This window comes from Paraflavitalea pollutisoli (assembly GCF_029360705.1).
GTDB lineage: Bacteria > Bacteroidota > Bacteroidia > Chitinophagales > Chitinophagaceae > Paraflavitalea > Paraflavitalea pollutisoli.
Genome location: NZ_JARKMX010000008.1, coordinates 2,818,064 through 2,837,786 on the forward strand (window position 1 = coordinate 2,818,064; position 19,723 = coordinate 2,837,786).

General features: G+C 48.9%; 12 protein-coding genes. 4 read left to right on the forward strand and 8 right to left on the reverse strand.

What is annotated here, in order from left to right:
* Positions 1 to 15: 15 nt before the first annotated feature.
* Positions 16 to 1,377, reverse strand: a complete 1,362-nt coding sequence (locus tag P2W70_RS24860) for a glycoside hydrolase family 28 protein (RefSeq protein WP_276484248.1) — start codon at positions 1,375 to 1,377, stop codon at positions 16 to 18.
* A gap of 955 nt (positions 1,378 to 2,332) precedes the next feature.
* Here P2W70_RS24860 and P2W70_RS24865 point away from each other — a divergent pair.
* The 4 genes from P2W70_RS24865 to P2W70_RS24880 all read left to right on the forward strand — a co-directional run bounded on the left by P2W70_RS24865 (position 2,333) and on the right by P2W70_RS24880 (position 4,947).
* Entirely contained in the window at positions 2,333 to 2,737 is a 405-nt protein-coding gene (locus P2W70_RS24865) for a helix-turn-helix domain-containing protein (protein ID WP_276484249.1), read from the forward strand.
* A gap of 253 nt (positions 2,738 to 2,990) precedes the next feature.
* A complete protein-coding gene (locus tag P2W70_RS24870) occupies positions 2,991 to 3,479 on the forward strand; it encodes a MauE/DoxX family redox-associated membrane protein (protein WP_276484250.1) in 489 nt (162 codons plus the stop codon).
* Positions 3,476 to 4,534: a hypothetical protein gene (locus tag P2W70_RS24875; RefSeq protein WP_276484252.1), complete on the forward strand. Its 1,059-nt coding sequence runs from the start codon at positions 3,476 to 3,478 to the stop codon at positions 4,532 to 4,534. The genes P2W70_RS24870 and P2W70_RS24875 overlap by 4 nt, the downstream gene beginning before the upstream one ends.
* Positions 4,535 to 4,617: 83 nt before the next feature.
* The gene (locus tag P2W70_RS24880; protein ID WP_276484253.1) at positions 4,618 to 4,947 is read left to right on the forward strand and encodes a hypothetical protein; all 330 of its coding nucleotides are present in this window, start codon (positions 4,618 to 4,620) and stop codon (positions 4,945 to 4,947) included.
* Positions 4,948 to 5,383: 436 nt separating this feature from the next.
* Here P2W70_RS24880 and P2W70_RS24885 read toward each other — a convergent pair whose 3' ends face one another.
* The 7 genes from P2W70_RS24885 to P2W70_RS24915 all read right to left on the reverse strand — a co-directional run bounded on the left by P2W70_RS24885 (position 5,384) and on the right by P2W70_RS24915 (position 19,388).
* Positions 5,384 to 6,721, reverse strand: a complete 1,338-nt coding sequence (locus P2W70_RS24885; protein WP_276484254.1) for a TlpA family protein disulfide reductase — start codon at positions 6,719 to 6,721, stop codon at positions 5,384 to 5,386.
* A gap of 34 nt (positions 6,722 to 6,755) precedes the next feature.
* Positions 6,756 to 8,117, reverse strand: coding sequence for a RagB/SusD family nutrient uptake outer membrane protein (locus P2W70_RS24890; protein ID WP_276484255.1), 1,362 nt, complete (start codon positions 8,115 to 8,117; stop codon positions 6,756 to 6,758).
* 22 nt (positions 8,118 to 8,139) lie between these two features.
* On the reverse strand, positions 8,140 to 11,586 hold the full coding sequence (locus tag P2W70_RS24895) for a SusC/RagA family TonB-linked outer membrane protein (RefSeq protein ID WP_276484256.1): 3,447 nt from the start codon (positions 11,584 to 11,586) through the stop codon (positions 8,140 to 8,142).
* Between the two features lie 645 nt (positions 11,587 to 12,231).
* Positions 12,232 to 13,434, reverse strand: coding sequence for a FecR family protein (locus P2W70_RS24900; RefSeq protein ID WP_276484257.1), 1,203 nt, complete (start codon positions 13,432 to 13,434; stop codon positions 12,232 to 12,234).
* A 132-nt stretch (positions 13,435 to 13,566) separates the two neighbouring features.
* Entirely contained in the window at positions 13,567 to 14,187 is a 621-nt protein-coding gene (locus P2W70_RS24905; RefSeq protein WP_276484258.1) for an RNA polymerase sigma factor, read from the reverse strand.
* 712 nt (positions 14,188 to 14,899) lie between these two features.
* Positions 14,900 to 16,390 (reverse strand): RagB/SusD family nutrient uptake outer membrane protein, encoded by a 1,491-nt coding sequence (locus tag P2W70_RS24910; protein ID WP_276484259.1) that lies wholly within the window; start codon positions 16,388 to 16,390, stop codon positions 14,900 to 14,902.
* Between the two features lie 43 nt (positions 16,391 to 16,433).
* Positions 16,434 to 19,388 (reverse strand): SusC/RagA family TonB-linked outer membrane protein, encoded by a 2,955-nt coding sequence (locus tag P2W70_RS24915; RefSeq protein ID WP_276484260.1) that lies wholly within the window; start codon positions 19,386 to 19,388, stop codon positions 16,434 to 16,436.
* Positions 19,389 to 19,723 lie beyond the last annotated feature (335 nt).

The following is a 19,723-nucleotide window of genomic DNA, read 5'->3' on the forward strand; positions in this document are numbered from 1 at the left end:
GGGAACTGCTAAACCTCATTTGGTGCCACTGGTAAATCCGTTCACAGACAGTTGTTGTACGTTTTCGGTCACGAGCGGACTGCCCTTTTTTACATTGATGCGTACTTTATTCAACTCGATGTCCTTGGCTTTGCGGATGGTGATGCCTTGCTCTGCTTCAAAATAAACATCGTTCAGGCTGATCTCCTGTATAGGCATCTCTTCGAGGCCATTGATGTACAGGGCCGTCTTGGTATAGGCAGTGATATTGCTCAGTCGGATATTGCGGAATTTCGGGGTGCGCTCACTGACCGGCTCAAGGGGAAGCCCCTTGGCATATTCCATATCCAGTACAATCGCCTGGTCGCGGATATTTTTCATGACGATATTATCTACCCGGATATCTTCCACGACGCCACCGCGGCCGCGGGCTGTTTTGATGCGGATGCCCCGGTCGGTGCCATCGAAGATGCAATTGCTGATGGTGATGTTCTTCACATCGCCACTCATTTCGCTGCCGATCACTACGCCACCATGACCACTGAGCATGGTACAGTTGGTGATGGTATAATTCTGCGCCGGTGCCGCCTTCGTGCGGCCGGGAATATCTTTTCCCGCCTTGATGGTGATACAGTCATCGCCTACGCTGATATGACAATTGCTGATGTGTACGTATTTGCAGGACTCGGGATTGATACCGTCTGTATTGGGTGATGGCGGATTATTGATGGTCACCCCGTTCACGGTGACGTTTTCACAAAACTCAGGATTGACCGTCCAGAATGGTGAATTCCGGATCGTAATGCCTTCGATCTGTACATTCTTGCAATACATGGGCTGAATAAAGGGCGGACGGAGAAAACCGCGTTTCATTTGACGGGGATCATCGGGCAACAGGATGTTCTTATTGAGACTGTCAAAGATCACTTGCCATTTGCTGCGCTCCTGCCCTTCCTGATAGCCCTCTACAAAATGCCACCATTTTTTTCCGTGGCCATCGATGATGCCGCGTCCCTTGATGGCGATGTTCTCCGCTTCGTAGGCGTAGAACAGGGGCGAAAAACTGGTGACGTCTACCCCTTCATAACGACTCTTCACCATGGGCAGGTAATCGTCGAAATCATCACTAAAGTGCAGCTCGGCGCCGGCATCGATCAAAACGGTGATATTGCTTTTGAGATGGATGGGACCGGTCAGGTATTTACCAGCCGGGAAATAGACCGTCCCCCCGCCTGCTTTGGAAGCCGCTGCGATGGCTTTAGCGATAGCCGTGGTGGCTTTGCGGCTGCTATCGTTGCGCGCGCCGTACTTGAGCACATTGTAATACTGTTGAGCGAAGAGATGACCGGAGAAGGTCAATAAGGTCAGGAAAGCTACCGCTTGCAGGATCTTTTTCATATGGCAATAATAGTAAATAGATATCGTTCAGATCAAGGGATAACAGCATGGTATCCAGTGAATTCGCCTTAAAGGTAGTCGACAGCCATCCCCGGGCAATGCCACTAATGGCTAAAATGATGGATTATCTTACTATTCACGCGGCTGTTAGCCATCCGAAATGAGGGCGATGCGTCGAAAAACGCTGTTTTAGCAAAACGGTTGACGCAGTTACAGCCCAAAACTGCACACTTATCGGTCAAATCGACACGGATAATAGTTTGTGCTTTTGCGTATGATGCGATTAGACGACCTTCAAACCTTCATCGCCTTTTTTCCTTTAAACTCCTTACTCCTAAACCTTGGAAAAACTGATAGCAACACTCCGAAAGAGGGACCGCAAGGTCCCTTTTTCTATTGAACCCTACGGGCAGGCCTGGCCTCCCTTTCATTTACTGGTTTACCCTTAGGACAATCAGGCTGGCAACTACATATTCTTGCGAACAACAGCATCTCCTTAAAATTTCGATAAAATCTTAAGGGTTCTTGGCAAAAAATACTCCACCTGGTAGCCTGTAGAAAATACTCCCGATATCTCTTATTCATTTATACATGTTTACACTGAGGTGAACAGCCAAACTGCGGTAGCGTTTACTCAATAATGTCATACGAAGAACCCTTTCAAAAACTTTGCCACCTACGATCAATCGTAAACAAGCCGTTACAGCGGAAGTAAAATCTTTTTCGGGTTTGATTTTTGTCTACATTAGTTACTGGAATTTACTCAGCGCAGATCACTCCTCAACATTCGAACTTCAAGGCATCCGTTCTCAAAAAAGAACCGTTAGGGCTACTGTCCTGACAGATTACAGGTTGCGCAATGACCTGGTCATTACATAATCAATACGCGAAAGCACTTTTACCGGGTGATTCATAATCAACCACCGCGGGCTATTAGATAACAAACAACGTACAAATGAAAAGAACCTTATCCGACAATGATCTCCTGCGCGTTCAGGACGCTGCTGCCATTATTGAAGCCAATCTCCAGCAACACCTCAAGATTCCCGAGCTGGGGGAGAAAGTGTACCTCAACAGTTTCAAACTAAAGACAGGATTCAAACAGGTATATGGCGTAGGACCGTATACGTATCTTCAACACATGCGCATGGAGTTTGCCAAACAAATGCTACGGGAGGGCGCCACGCTGCGGCATATTGCTGTTTCCATCGGCTTTCGGGGAGCGCAGGCCGAATCCAATTTTATCAAGGCCTTCAAGAAATATGAAAAGATACCACCGGGTTTATGGCGTCAGGTGCATGTACAACAGAAGGCGGTATCGTTGTATCCGGTATACAAAGTGGATATCAGCAACAATTGACAATGCATGAAAGTGCCACCTGGAATAGTAGTTATACCGATCGAAACAAAAAGGCACTTTACTTTTACATCGTCAATACAACGACATCCACCCACAACCCACATACATTCCTTGCTATCAGCAGGCCCCGATAGAAAAACCAAACATGAAACAAGCAGTCTAACCAGCTAACCAATTTAACAACAAGCGGCATTTGCCTTCAGCACTTCAAAGAGGTGCCAGAGAAAGCTTTGCCCAAACAAATACTTATACCATGAACCGATCCACGGTTGTTGGGCAGGAATCTATTCGCCCAAAATCCAAGATATCCCTACGATCGCTGACCAGTAAAGCAGCGATACTGGAAGTATGCTGTTTCTTAATAACGCTCTTATTCATCTATGCAGCGATCTCCAAATTAAGAGACTTTAGCACCTTTCAGTTGCAGCTGGGGCAGTCGCCTTTCATCACCGACTATGCTGTCCCCCTCTCCTACATGGTCCCTATCGGAGAGATACTGCTGGCCCTGATGCTGATCTATAAGCCACTGCGGTTGATTGGCCTGTATGGATCGCTGTTTACGATGGCGCTGTTCACGGCCTATATTTATTCGATGTTGAACTTCAGCTACTATGTACCCTGTAGTTGTGGCGGCATACTGAACTCACTGAGTTGGGAAGCACATCTCTGGTTCAATATCGGGTTTGTGGTCATTGCACTCGCCGGCATTTTCATCCAGGTACATTTCAAAAACAAAGCATGAGCATCTACAGTAAACATATTGTGCTATCTCTGTCGACGATCACCATCGCCGTGGGCGTGGTAGCCTTCCTGGCCAATAAAAGTGCGGGAATGATGGAGGAAGAAACAAAGTTCGACCGGAAGATGACGAACATAAACCTTATCCTATCTTCTGTTACTCCGCGCTCTTTGATGATGACTGCCGTAGCTGGCGTAAAAGACAATAGACTCTATTTTCAGACGGTGTATCCCAACAAGGTACTGGTCACAGACTTTGACTTTAAGAACCATGTAGAGAAAACGCTGAATGTACCTTCGGATGACACAACGGCTTCGATGTTTACCCTGCTCCTGAAAGACAATGGTCTGACCATCGCCGCCAGCAATACGCCGGCCCTATTCGCGGCTGATGAAGGTTCGGCCTCTACACGGATGTACCATTTTCCACAAAGATCCTTCACCAGGGTAGTCATGATTGCTCCAGACTCTTATGTTTTCCGCGGACGGGACACGGCCGTTAAAACAAAAGACCAGACATTTTTTAAAGGGAGCCCGGCAGCAGGCATTACCGGGAGGGAAGACAATGTATCGAAAAAGGTGGGCGACTACGGCATGTCGACCGACGGCATACTCGATTACGACAAGACCTCAAACCTGATCGTATACGTACCATTTTATGGCAACCAATTCATTTGCCTGGACACAAACCTTCATAAAAAATACGAAGTAACGACGGTGAATGACAAAAGCAAGGAGATCAACAGCATTGGTGTTACCGATGCACAAGGCCAAAAAATGGTCACCAATGTGGGTCCTAAGAGATTATTGAATACTTACTCGAACGTGCATGATGGAACCTTATACATCAAATCGGACGCCCGTTCGCAGCTACAGCCAGCAGCCACCTTTGCCAATAACTCGACCATCGACATGTACGACATAGCATCCGGCCGGTACAAAGGCAGCTTTTACATACCCGACCATCAAGGAGAAAAGCCATTTTCTTTCCGGGTCACCGACCAATCTGTCATTGCCTTATACAAATCATCTGCCGTCAACTGGCATATAAATAACTAAACGCTTTGCGCGCAAAAAAGGGGAACGCCGAAAACCTATAAAAGAGTAGGCGATTTAATGACCATTTCTTTAATTATTATTTTATGAAAAAAGTATCAATCAGCGGCGCTGCTTTGCTTGCCGTCGTTATTGCCGTAGCCAGTGCATTTACAACAGCTAAACCAACGATCACAGAAGGCTGGTACCTGGCTCAACCTGGTACAGCGCTTGGCACACCTCCTGCCAATCCTCCTGGTTACACTTATACTGCTACAGCGTTCCCGATCTACCATGGCCTGACTTCTCCCAACGTAGCAGTAGGTCAGTGCGCGAGCAATCCTACTCAACTGTGTTCGGCATATTTCAATGCTACGCCAGTTAATGTACGGGACCCTCAAGAAACCATCTTCTACAAAGCTGGTGGTCGTCAATAAGCATTTTGCAACAAACGGCAGCGAAATCGCTGCCGTTTGCTATTGATTATGACTATAAGCTGAACCAATTTATCCAATCACCAATCATCACCATTTTAGATGAAAAAATCATCTTACAGCCACCTATCATTGCTTGCAGGCATCCTCGCTTTGACAAGTGCGTTTACAACGCTACGAATTACGGAAGGGTGGTATTTAGCTGTTGGTGGCACACCATTAGGCACTCCACCTGCCAATCCTCCAGGATATACTTACGGTCCAGCCGGTTTTCCGACCTATTTTGGATTGACCTCTCCGACAGTGGCAGTCGGCCAGTGCGCGAGCAATCCTTCACAAACATGCGCTGCCTATTTTAACAGCAGCGGCGTCAACGTCAGAGATCCGCAAGAGAGCATCTTTTACAAAGCTGGTGGCCGACAGTAAAGATACTACCGTATTACTTCCTATCCCTGATCACCAGCATCTCAACATCCGCTTCTTCGATCACAAGGTCTAGCCCATACTTCTGCAGCTCTTTCCTGAAAGCATGGTAGTCCCTGAAATCACCCGTAATATCCAGGTCCATAAACCCTTCATAGCCCGATGAATTAACAAACGGATAATGATGCTTCCAACCCTGCCCGTATTGTATCAGGTCCATCATAAAAGTCACCATCGGCACATGATCATACTTGAGATTATAGACCGTATACTCTCTATCCGCTTCACCTTCTGGCTGTTGGCTCACGAATTTCCTTGAATTACCTAGTTTCACGAGGTTATAGCAGATCTTCTTTCTTTTTTCCACATTGGCCGTCAATGGAAACCACTTCTCCAGGTCTTTTTGCATGATCTTGTACAACCTGGCCGTATCTGCCATTGGCACCATCAGATCGTAACATACACCATGGTTTTTCAACCAGTCTATATAGCGCTGATCTGTCCATTCGGGCCCATGCCCCACTGTATACAACAACGAATCTTTCGTTTCCAGCATGATCCTTGATTCTTCCAGGAATAAAGAGCCGGTCAACTCCAGCGCATAGGCCACTCCAAACAAAAACACCGGCGTTTCGTTCGTGATCATTATCTTGTACTGCCCTTTACCGATTTCATTGCCTGGACCACCTCCAACTGCCATCGACAGTTGTGGCATATACCTTGTCACCATACTATATGCCACCAAATTATCCTCATTGATCAGCGTATTGTGCTGCGTAAACATAGGTTTGGCATAACTCATCTTTACAGACTCTACAACATCCGTTTTTGTTGCAGCGACGATTTGCTGTCCTCCCAAAAAACGGTTCAAGTTATCTTCATTTAATGCGTAATTATCCGTGATCCCTTTTACCACCCCATCCCTACCGATCCATACATAATGTGGCAATATCTTATGCGGGAACAGCTTGCTCAATACCTCATCGTTGACCACCGTGCGCACTTTCACGCCCGTCGCCTTTTTGATCCTTGTCAGCAGGGACTGTACCTTTTCCGGACTCTCGGCTGTTACAGGTATGATTTCCAGTTTATCTTTGTACGCTTTTTGAATGGAATCGTTTTTGGGCAGATCAGACACACAAGGCTTGCACCAGGTGGCCCAAAAATCAAGAATGATCGCTTTTCCTTTCAGGTCCGCGAGATTATCGATCGCCATATCGCTGTTAAACAACTGTAGCGCTACATCGGGCACGTCATCGCCCGCATTTAAAGAACGTATATTGTCCTGCGCCAACAACACGCCACAGTACAGGAGTGCAGGAATCAATGCTTTTATCCTTTTACCAGTAATCATAGAGCTTTTTTTAATGTTGAATGATTGACATCCTTTATCTTGGATTTTGTGGAATTCCACTTGCCAGCACTTCACTCGGCGGTATGATCCATGCATATTTTTTATCGCCAGGCGCCAGCACGACCGTTTCATTATTGGCGAATCGCTTGACTGTCACTGCGGACGCTGGCTGCTTACTGAAACGCCGTAGATCGGCCCATCGAAGACCACGGAAAGCAGTTTCTTTTCTGCGCTCTTGTAAAATGACCTGCAAGGCTTCGGCAGCAGAAGCCGCCGTAGCCGGAACAAAGTGCGCTGCCGAAAATCGCTTTACCAGTAATTTATTCAGCAATTCCAATGCTGGCGTCGTCTCCCCTTTGCGGGCGTACACTTCGGCAAGGATCAGGTATAATTCGCTCGCAGCAATACCCCCAAACAATTGCGACACATTGCCCGAATAACTACCGGCCCATACTATGCGGCCTCCATTATCACGGAAGAAGTGCAACTTACGCAGATCATTGGCATCGTAACTTTTATACAAACTGGAATCTACTGTAGCGGCATACTGGTATAAAGTAGGCGCTGTTAGCATGGGCGTATAAAAGATCACCTCGGGGTTATCGTAGTATTGTGGAAGGGAAAATTGGTCGTTATACGTCAGGGTATTAAAGTCGAGTAATTGATCATATAATGACAGGGCCAGTTGGCTGTATTTCCGGGCACTGTCGTATTGATCTATTGACAAATAAACGCGGCTCAGCAATCCATAAGCCGCTGTCCGCACTGGCCTTGTCCTGTACCTCGCTGTGGCAGGCAACAAACCGGCCGACTGACCCAGGTCGGCGATGATCTGGTTGTATACTGTTTGTATCGATACCCTCCCCTGCTGCTCATTGATATTGGAAGACAGCCGCAATGGAACTCCCTGGTCGGTATCGGCGGTGGCAGCATTGTATACGTTGGCGAACTGCTCGATCAAACCAGCATACGCCAGCGCCCGGAAAAAATAGGCATTACCGGCCACCTCGTTCCATTTTCCAGGATTCAGTTCCTTCACCCCTTTCTTTGCAAGACCTTCCAATACCAGGTTCGACACCAGTATGCCCTGATAGGGAAATTCCCATTCATACAAGGTAGGATAAGACCATCCATTTTTTGACCATAGGTAAAAATCAAGTCCATATTGACCCAGAGAAGATATCACCGATTGATCGACGTAATAGTTATCCGATCCCGCCTCACCAAGCCCAGGATATTGGTGTATATTGGGGTTATCCAATAATGCCTGAAAATCTTCCAGGTCCGACGGTACAGCGATCGATGCTTCAGGCTTTGCATCCAACCAGTCCTTGCTGCAACCTGTGCAGGCCAACAGCACCATCGCGACAATCATTGTAGGTATTCTTGCATTCATAATTAGGTCGTTTGAGTTGATCTTAAAATCCGGCTTTAACGCCAAAGGCATAACTTCTTACAGGCCTGAACACTACCTGCGCATCGGGGTCGATACCGTAGTTATTCGCCCGCCACAAGATGCCGGCATTTTGCACATAGAAATTGAACTGGAGGTAGTCTATCACTTTCGACTGCTGCTTTTTAAAGCTCCAGTCATACGTCAGGGAGATATCCTGCAGCCGGATATGATCGCCTCGCTCAACCGTTACTGAAGACCCCGCGTAAAATTGATCCGCTGAGAAATTGGCTACGGCTGGCATAGCAGGAACATCAGTTACCTGCTCATCACCAGGCTTTTTCCAGCGCCGCGAAAAATCCACATTACCCGAAAGCAAATTGTATAACCCAAAGTAGCTGATGGTGGATCTTCGAAAATAATAGCCCATTTTATAAGCGATATTGAATGAAAGTGCCAATGAACCATACGCCAGCGTGTTGCGCAGGGCACCAAAGTAGACAGGCACGGCCGAGCCATTGTATACCTGCTGTTTCCTGGAGCTATTTAATAGGGCTGCATAGTCCTGGGTAGGCGTTTTACTGGTATCACTCAAATATCCTAAAGGCGCTCCGCTGGCGGGATCGAGGCCAGCCCAATAATAACTGTAAATACCCTGCACGGGTCTACCTTCCACAAATAAAGCCCCATACTCATTGCCATCGTATCGGGTAACCCGATCCCTGGCATAGCTAAATAAAAAAGCTGTAGTCCATTTGAACCTTCCATCGATGTTTCTGGTGGTGATCGCAACATCAACGCCATGCCCTTTGATGGCCGCGTAATTCTTGGTAGCAGTCGTAAAACCTGTACTGGAAGGAATGACCTGCGCAGCAATCATATCACGGCCTTTTTTCCAAAAAGCTTCCACGCTGCCAGACAATTTTCCCTGCAGTGCGCTAAACTCTACGCCAATATTGGAAATACCGATCTTCTCCCATTTCAGTTCGGGATTGCCGGGAGAAACCAGGGTAGCGAAAATTGGCTGTATGGCAGTTTGTATGTTGGAATACACAGCCGTCGTATACGCGGTGGCATTCACCAGTGTATTACCATTGAAACCATAGCTGGCCTTTACCAGCAGGTTGGACAACCAGGGAATGTTGAAAAACGCTTCGTTGCTCACGATCCATTTGGCGCCAGCCGACCACAACGGGGTTGATTTGTTGTTGTAACTAAGTCCGAATAAATTGCCCTGATCGATACGACCACTTACCGAAGCTATATAACGGGCACGAAAGGTATAGGAAGCATTGGCAAAGGCCGACCGGTACCGTTGCAACGATCCCCGGATACTATTATAGTTGACAATGGTGGCTGCCCCTTGCGGATAGGTATTGAAATACGTGCTGTAGTCTACTTCCTGAAACGAGCTATTCCTCTCGTTGTAACCGTAATAGCCAGCACTATTACCGGCCCCTTCTACTTCCCGAACCTCCACCCCGGCAAGCGCCGACACCTGGTGATCGCCCGCCGTATAATTATATGTAAGACCCAGCCGCCCATTGTGTGCAGTATATTCGTCCCGGTTATTACGAAGAATACCTCCCAACGGAACTTTGTAGGTGATTGGATCGGTGGTTAGGTCTGTGAATCGGTTGATAACATCCCGTGCAAAATAAGTGTCAGGGCTATAGTAGATTCGACCGTTTGTAGTGCCCTTCGAGTATTGATACTTGACATCCACACTCAACCCACGGAGAAGATTGTATTTGATCCCTGCGGTGAGACGCAGGTCAGTCAGTCTGGTAACATTATCCGATAGCGACTGCTCCTGCAGCGGATTGAAACGCCAATTCAACAAGCGGCCACCACCAGCCGTATCAGCCCAGGCAGGGATAAAATCCTTGGTAACAGGCATAGGATTACCGGCATCGTCGGTAAACCTGGTATAGGGATACAGAGCGATCCCACTGGGCCCGCCAACCACGAGGTTTTGAATGACGGAGTTATTGAATGTTTCACTTTGCACATAGTTGATGCCCCCGGAAAACTCCAGCCCCCGTAAGGGTGTTATATTCATGGCGGAATTGATCGTTAAACGATTATTGGCATTCCCCACCTCTTGCTGCAAATTTCTGTCGTACCCGACAGAAAGCGCGTAATTGGCATTATCGCTGCCGCCCGATAATCCGATACTGTATTGCTGATTGACCGCCCTCCGGTAAAAATACTTCGACAAGCCATCACGCACATCGATCGAGCGCAGCGAATCCAGGGAGCGATTGGCTTGGTCAGCCGTGATTAACCCCTGCTGCTGTTTGTAGTATAAGGAAGCCCCCGGCGGCGCAAATGTATAAGGCCAGTCATTGGGGTTCTCGAGATACCAGGTATAAAAACTATTATCGTACAGGTACTTTTCTACTTCCAGCAAATCGCCCGAGCTGAGGTAATTCCTGTTGTACCCCATATCGGGCTTCTCCGCCACCGTCACATTGGCCGCAAACAGTACTTTTGCTTTCTGGTTATACTTTCCTTTTTTCGTAGTGATCACGATCACGCCATTGCCCGCCCGCGCCCCCCAGATACTGGCAGCGGCAGCATCTTTCAACACGGTTAAATTTTCTACATCGTTTGGGTTGATGTTGTTAATATCACCATCGTAGGGGAAATTATCGACCACCACCAGCGGACTTTCATTCGCAATGATCGTACTTCGACCGCGGATGCTGATTGACCGGGTGCCGTCCGCCGCACCTGCATTAAACACCAAGCCACTGGTTATACCATCCAACCGGCTCAGCACATCGGTCGTGATCCGCTTGGACATCATCTCCCGGTCGGGCTGCGAAAATGAACCCGTTGCACGCTCTGGAGAGATATTTTGGTAACCGGTATTTAACGTCACCGTCACCTCTTTCAGGTCAACCGTTTTTATACTGAGTTGCACAGCCACAAAGTCGCGGCTGCCGATAGCTACTTCCTTCGTTTCGTACTGCACACTCGTAATCAACAGCTGATCATCATCATCCACATCGTTTAGCGAAAACTCCCCCTTGCTATCGGTAGCAGTAGAATTAGCCGGACGTGCCTTCACCAGGATACTGGCCCCCACTACCGGCTCGCCATCCTGATTAGTAACCTTGCCCTTCACGATGCGTCCCTCGATCGACAAGGTCACCACCGGCTTCGACTTTTCCCGCTTCTTGAAAATAAAGATCGTACCCCCACCCTTCACCTCGTATTCCAATCCCTGCCCCTCCAGCGCTTTGTCGAGCACCAGCTGGTAGCTGGCCTTTGTAAAACTCAGGCTCACTTTCCTGGCTCCTTTCAAATCCTCCCAATTGAACACGACGGTCATACCCGTTTGCTTCTCGATCTCGCTGAACACGCGATCGAGGGTAGCATCCTTCAGCGACACCGTTACCTGGGCAACTGCACCCGCACTTACCTGCAGGCAAAAGATGGTCAAAAAGATAGTGAGCAGTTTCATGATTCTTATCCAGTGTTTTCCCGACCCCACCATCGCCACGCTGCGGCTACAGGAGGTTTCAGGCCTTCGGGACACAGCACATGCCCGCAAGCCATGAACAATTAATTTCATACCTTACATAAGTTTTGGGTGACATTATCTCGAACAGCGCGATAGTAAAGCTCATAACAAGCCCGTCAACACGGGTATCGCCGGAAGTGGTTGCAACACTTTCGGCTTTTTGTTACAGCCATACACAGGATCGATCGAGTTACCGATCTTTTTTTTCAAGGGACAAGTGTTTAAATTTCGGTAGGATAAGCGTGCAAATTGATCGCGGTGGAGTGTAGATCAACGTTGTTGCATAAAAAGAAGTAAGGTATTGGAAAAGACGGGATTGATCAGTGTATTGCTTGTAGACATATATGTAGGTTTTGGTTGCGTGCAGGAAAAAGGAACAAAAAAGAAAGCCCCGGGTTGAAAATAGTATTCCTTCTCGTAGACACGAAAACGGAACTTCGGGGCCCTCCTCACTTCGGTACCTCCTTTTGTTTATCGGTTAGTCAGTGCCGGCACCAGGCCGGCCATCGGTAAGCATCTTTTCATAGTCAAGGTCAATGGTCAGGTATCAGTGTTAAGGCGTAAGCTCGTTGAGCCATTCATCTATCACTGGTCACCGGTAGTTTTCACCACCAGTTTCCTTCCTTCCAGTATAAATTCAACAGATTCATCGTATCGTTTCAGAATGGTCAGCAATTCACGGAGCGGTATGTCACGGCTGAACGCCCCTTGCAGTTGCCAGGATTTGCCCGGATTATCCGGCATCACGACTTCTACATCGTACCATCGAGCCAGCTGGCGCATGATCTCCGGAAGACTTGCCCGGTTGAAGCTGAACTGTCCCCGCATCCAGCGCGTAGACGCTTCCACCGGAGCTTGACCCACCGACAAGGCACCGGTCGACCTGGCCCAGACAGCCTGCCTACCTGCCGTCAGTTGCTTTACCTGCTTACCAGCGGTAACGATCACCGAACCTTCTATCAGCGACGTGCGTTCGGCAGGCTCATTGCCGTAGGCATTGACATTGAATTTGGTACCGGTTACCCGTATCTCATGCCCACGCTCCGTGGTGACGATAAACGGCTGGCGGCTGTTCTTCGCCACTTCAAAATAGGCCTCGCCCGTAAGCTCTACACGACGTTCTGTACCGGCAAACACGGCCGGAAAGCGCAGACTGGAACCGGCATTGACCCAGCAGCGACTACCATCTGCCAGTTGCAACGCATAGTAGCCGCCGTTGGGCACCTGCAAGGTTTGCAGACCGGCATCTTTGTAATCACCGCCTGGCTTGTAGTGCACAGAACCATCGGACAGTTTTTCGATGGTAGCACTACCCTGCTGACCGATCACACCGGTGCCGGTGCCGTCGAGATCGATGCGCGACTGATCGCTCAACACGAGTACGGCCCGTTTGCTACCGGGTGGAAGGTCTGTGGTATTGGATTGGACTAAGACGGATTGGTCGGGAATGACTGTTTGGTTGGGCAGGTAATAATAAACGATGCTGGCACCCAGTAATAATAGCAGCACGGCAGCCGCCGTGAGGTACCAGGCGCGGTAGTTGACAGCTTTGCGCATGGGTACTACCGGGGTCAGTTGTAATTCTTCCCCCTGCCACACCTTATCGGCCGCTTCATAGTCAGTAAAAATGGATTGAATACCAGCATTAGTAGTAAGTCGATCAACCAGCGCTGCATTGGCCACGGAGATCTGTGAGAACTCTTCCAGTTCCCTTTGTTCTTCCGCCGAGATGGTTCCTGTGAGCTGCTTGTAGGCAAGCACACGAATCGTTTTGGCCTTGTCCAGCATTTGTTCCTCTTGTTTAATTAAAGGTCCTACTGAAGGCATTTGCTGCCCCCATTGCTACTAAACAAGTAACCGCCAAAAACATATACCCGAAAACGAATTATTTTTCGATTTTCTGTAAAATAGTACCAGTGCCTATAACATATTGTCTCTTTCTGCCAGAAAAACCAGCAGGAGAGACAAGAAAAATGAATCCTTTAATAAGGTACGCAACTGGGCCAGCGCCTTCGATTTCACCGTCCGTACCAGCTCCCGGCTCATCTCCAGCTTTACAGCCGCCTCTTCTACCGAATAGCCCTCGATAAACAGCAGCTGAATCACGTTGCGCCGTTGCTCGGGCAGCTGCTGCAGCACCACCCGCAGCTCGCGGGTATACTCCCGCAGGATGATATCTCGTAGGATGGGGCTATTGGTCGTGTCCTCCGTCAGAAAGGCGCGTACTTCCTCCAACGCCACTTCCTTTTTGCTCTTGAAACCACTTCCGTATTTCAGGTAATTGTACGCCTTGTTGCGGCAGGTTATGTACATGTAGCTATGAATATCATTCATCGTCTTGAAGTTGCCCCGCAATTGCCAGCAGGTCAGGTAGGTATCTGAAACGATGTCCTTGGCCACTTCCACGTCCCGCACCAACTGGTTAGTAAACTGGAAAAATAGGGTACGGTATTCATGATAGTATAATCGAAATGCCTCCTCGGCCCCCGAATTGATCCGGTTGGCTAGTTGATCGTCGATCTCATGATGCTGTTGCGACATTGATGATGTTGTTATGTACGAAAAAAACCCGGGGAGCGATTTCTACATGACCGTAAAATTGGAATTATGCTAAAATACTGGCGGTAACGGCCTAACGCTAACGGTATGACAGGCTTATATCGTCGAATGAGTGGAAAATACGCCGAAGTGTATCGCATATCCTTACCGTTCATCATCAATATCTGATCGTCTCGCCCCTGTAACTGCCACAAAATCGCCTGGACGGTGTAAAGCCTGCCACGGACGATGTTTGCTGGGGAGCTCCTTTAGATCAAACGCGCACCAAACGCACACTAAACGCGGACCAAACGCACACCAAACGCGGACTTGCACGGGTTTGGTGTTCGTTTTGCCCGAATTTGGACCGCCATTGGTGCGGCTTTGTACCGACTCAGGTCCGGTGAAGTATACCGACTGGTCGCCCGCTCCTTCGCAACACCCCATTCACACCAGAGTTTCACCATAGATACAGCGCCTCTATATAATGCCGCTGTATCACCGCTCTATGTCCGCTGCATCTCCGCTGTATCTCCGCTGCATCCTCCTGTACAACTAACATTATCAATGCTTTAGCGGAGAACCGGGCGAGCAGTGGCCGAAATAACCCCTAACTTATTGTTAATCAAATCCTTTGCCAGTCCGCAACAATAACAAGGGGCCGCCCAAAAGGACAGCCCCGACTTAAAAACTAACAGAGAAGAGGGAACCTCGATTAATAATCTGGATTTTGTGCCGCATTCACGTTTGCATTACGAACGGATTCGGGTATTGGGAGCGTCCACTCACGGTCACCCGGCTCCAACCGGCAGTCGCCGGTTGGCGAGACGGCCGTATTCCCACAGGTGCTGCCGCGCACGATCAAACGTGTCGTCCTTTTCAGGTCGAAGAAGCGATGCCCCTCGCCCACCAGCTCGCGCCGACGTTCATTTGCTATTGCTTCCAGCAGTTGCGCACCGGTAACACCGCTCACCGGTGTATAGCCATTGATACGGGCCGCCCGCAGGGTATTCAGGTCTTGCAGGGCCAGCCCTTCCTGCGAATTCCTTGCCCGTGCCTCTGCCCGGATCAGGAACATCTCGCCGGTGCGGAACACCGGGAAGTTCATATTGCCATCCGACAGGGCATTCTTGCCTTTAAACTTGGTGAGGGCCAGTTCACCGCTCGCGGCTGTAAAAAAGGCCGTATATCGGATATCGGTATTTTGAATCAAACCACTGGTGCCTGCTGCCGTCGCAATTTCCAGGGCAGGGCGGAAATAACTACGGCCATTGGTGGCGAAATAAGCCACGAAGGTGGGTCCGCTTTCGCCCGATTCAAACTGCACATTCCAGATGATCTCACCCCGGTTAGTTTGGTTGTACATGCCCGAGTAAGCATTCTGGTCCAGGTTGACCAGCGGACGTGCATCGATCACTTTAGTCGCTGCGGTGATCGCCTCAGGCCACATACCCGCATACAAATACAACCTGGCCAGGATGGCATTGACCACCGGCAGATCGATGAAAGGACGGGTAAGGCCGGTGGCAGCATTGATCGGCTTGTCTACATCTGCCAGCAAGGTTTCGGCCTTCGACAGATCACTGAACAGCGAATCGTAGTACTGCTTGTTCGACATGCGTACTGGCTTTACATTCGGCGACACAATAAACTGGGTGCTATAATTCAGCGCCAGCACCGTCGTACTGTTGCGCTCATAGGTGGCAGAGAAATAGCGCATCAGGTCAAAATGTGCCAACGCCCGGATGGCGTAGGCCTGCCCTTTGATCCGGTTGGCCAACTTACGGTTATCGGTTGTAGTAAACTTATCGATATCACGGAGTACGATATTTGCGTTGGCGATTACACCGTATGGCGCCGAATACAAAGAACTAACCTGCCCGGTATTAGGCTGGTACAACCAATCGGCCATCGTACGGCTATTGGCCAGCGTTTGTGTCGTTTCCCACAGGTTGTCACTCATCACATCGGGCATGATCGCCCATCCTGAGCCAGTACCGCTGCCTGATCCAAAATAATTACCATTCCTGAAATTGGCGTAGGCGCCCGTCAACACTTCCTCCACCTGCTTCATCGAAGAAGGATTAGAGATGGCGTCCAGGCTGAATTCCGGGTACAGATCAATGAGTTCCTTTTTTGTACAAGCCTGCAACCCCAGCACGGCCAGACTTGCATAGATGATTGAATGCTTTATATTTTTAAACATACTGATTTCGGTTTTTACGAATGAACAATGCTACAGACGCGATTTAGAACCCAAGGGACAATCCTACCGTCGTTTGCACCAACGCAGGATATTGTGCTCCTGTAAGTGAGGTACCAGTCATCTCCGGATCGAAGCTCTGGTAGTCGGTCTTCGTCCACCAGTTCTGTCCCTGCACATAAATACGGGCACTGCGCAATTTGGCAGCCGACAACCATTTCGCCGGCAATACATAACCGAGGGTTACGTTGCGCAAACGCCAGTAGCTGGCATCCTCCAGGAAACGGGTAGTCTGTGTCTGGTAAGCATTGCCACCAGTCGAAGTAGGCCGCGGCACATTGGTGATATCGCCGGGATTTTTCCATTCCGTCAACATACTCACGTGCATGTTGTCATAGAAATAAGTTGGATTGACGATATTGTTCATATCGTTGTTGTACATATACCGGTTGAGGAAGAACACCAGGTTGGCCGACAACTCAAATCCTTTATAAGAGATGGCTGTTGAAAGCCCGCCATACCAGGGAGCATCCGATGTACCCTTTATCACCTTATCGTTCACGCTGAAAGTTTGTGTGGTGCTCTTGTCACGTTTGGCGTACAAAGCATTGCCGTTGTCGGGGTTTACACCAGCATATTCTACCAGGTAGAAGCTATTGATGGGTTTACCTACCGCCAGGATCGTTGTACCCGAGATCGCAGAATCTGCCACCAGTGCCAACACCTGGTTCTTGTTGTAGGTAATGTTACCCTCGAGCACCCAGCGGAAATCCTTCGTTTCGATCACACTGCCACGCAGGCTGACTTCCACACCACGATTGCGCAGCTTATTCATATTACCGCTGATACTACCACTTCCATTCAAGGAAGGATCAATACCAATGGGATAAAACAGGTCCTGTGTTTCGCGATCATAAAACTCCACCGTACCGGACAGGCGACGTTTCAACATCGCGAAGTCGAAGCCCAGGTTGATCATGCGACTGGTTTCCCAGCGCAGGTCGAGGTTACCAGGGGTGGAGATCGCCCAGCCGCTTACGCCGGCATAGGAAGTACGACCAAACAAGGGGAAGGTATAGTTATTGTCTGAGTTGTTACCATTGGTACCAATACTGGCGCGCACCTTCAGCTCGTCGAGGAAACTGATGGTCTTGATGAAGTCTTCATTGGTCGCATTCCAGGTTAACCCTACGGAGCCAAAATTGGCAAACCGGTTGTTGAAACCGAAACGGGAAGATCCATCACGACGGCCTACTACGTTGACATAATATTTATTGTCGTAACCATAGCTACCCATGAAGAAGTAAGATTGCAGGCCACTCTCACCACCATTGCCCGTTACCACCGGGATGTAGTTGGGATTGGTAACACTACCGGCGGTAATACCGGTCTCATTTTCAAATCCATTGGTAAAGCCATAGCCGGTAAAGCCAAAATTGCGGCCATTGTTCTTCACGAGCTCGAAGAAGGCGCCCGCTTCGATCTCATGTACGCCAAATTCTTTGCGATAGTTCAGCGACGTGGTTCCTGTATAACGCAGCGAACGGGAGAAAGTCCTGTTCAAAGCTCCATTGCGGGCTCGACCGGCCGATACACGTGGGCTGGTAAAGGCTTCACCTTCTGTTTGGGAATAATCGATACCCCAGTTGGTACGGGCAAACAAACCAGGCAGGAATGGTGCATGGTATTCGAGGTAGGTAGTACCGATCCCTTTCAACTGTAAACTGTTGTTATGATTCAGGAACAACTCCATCGCTCCATTGGGCTGGCCGGATGTAAGCTGACCGGTATTGGCACCACCGGTTTCCTGGTATTCGCCGGTGCGGGGGTTGATGTCACGCTCGTAAGGATTACTCCAGCGTATCGCATTCAGCGGTGTAGAGATCGATGTATTGGCCTCGCCGGTATTGTTGCGTTTGGAATATCCGCCTTGTACACCAATACCAAAACGCCAGTTCTTGACATTGTTGTCGACATTCACGCGCACCGTGTAACGCTTAAGGCCGGTCGTTTGTACGATACCTTCCTGGTCGAGATAAGCCAGTGATCCGTAAAAACGGCTGGCCTGGTTACCACCACTGGCACTGACCTGGTGCTGCTGTGTCATACCGGTTTGAAACAGGGCATCTTGCCAGCTGAAGTTCACGGCACGTAAACTATCTGCCTGGGCAGGGGTCCAACTGTACGGATTGCCACGCTGCAATTCATAATCTATTTTCTGGGCACTGTTCATCACGATCAGGCGGTCTTTGGGCATCTTGCTCCAACCTACCTGTCCGTCATAATTTAGTTGCAATTGACCGGCTTTACCACGACGGGTATTGATCACGATCACACCATTGGCACCGCGCGATCCATAGAGCGAAGTAGCCACAGCATCTTTCAACACTTCTACTCTTTCAAAATCACCCTGGTTGATCGAGGCAAAATCGGCGGCTGTGATCTCTACACCATCCATAATATATAAAGGAACGTTGGCCCCATTCACTGAGCCGACGCCACGTATACGAACGACTGCGTTGGATCCTGGCTGACCACTATTGGCCACGACCGATACGCCGGCCGCTGCCCCTTGCAGGGCCTGGTCGAAGGACGCCATGGGTTGACGACGTACCGATACCGGATCCACCACGGAGGAGGCGCCGGCAAACTTTTTACGCGATACGGTAGAATATCCCGTTACCACCACCTCTTCAATGAGTGAGCTTTCTATTTCCATCTGCACGGTCAGCGTATTACCACGCACAGGCACAGTGTTCTGTTTGTAACCGATGGTACTAATGACCAATCGTTTAATAGTTGAAGGAACGTCGATGGAGAAGTTGCCGCTTTCATCGGTGCGGGTTGCTACTTTGGCATCTTCCGTGGTGACAGTTGCCCCGGGAATCGGAGCGCCGGTTTTGTTGTCGGTAACCCTTCCGGAAACCTTTTGGGATTGGGCGAAGGAGAACTGCAGGAATAGCAATGACAATACAATGGTGAGCCCATAGCATTTTCGCATGTGACAGTTAGTTTTGATTGTTAGTAATAAGTCGATGCACTTTTCCTGGCAGAACAATCGTCAGTAATTTTCATCGTACGTATATACTAAGATTACCTGCAAGCAGCAGCAGGCAAATGATTTGGTTCGAATTGGCTATACTAATAAAAGAGGCAATTCAATAAGAATATAGAAATAAAATAATATTACAGAGACAAGCACAGACTGAAGTTCAATAGATAAGGTCAGGGATATAAATTACATGTGATTCAGTAAATATATCACAATCCTGCCAAGTAAAAACAGGTCTGCCAGAATTCTTAGGAAATTCTAATAACCGCTCAATCAGATAATTA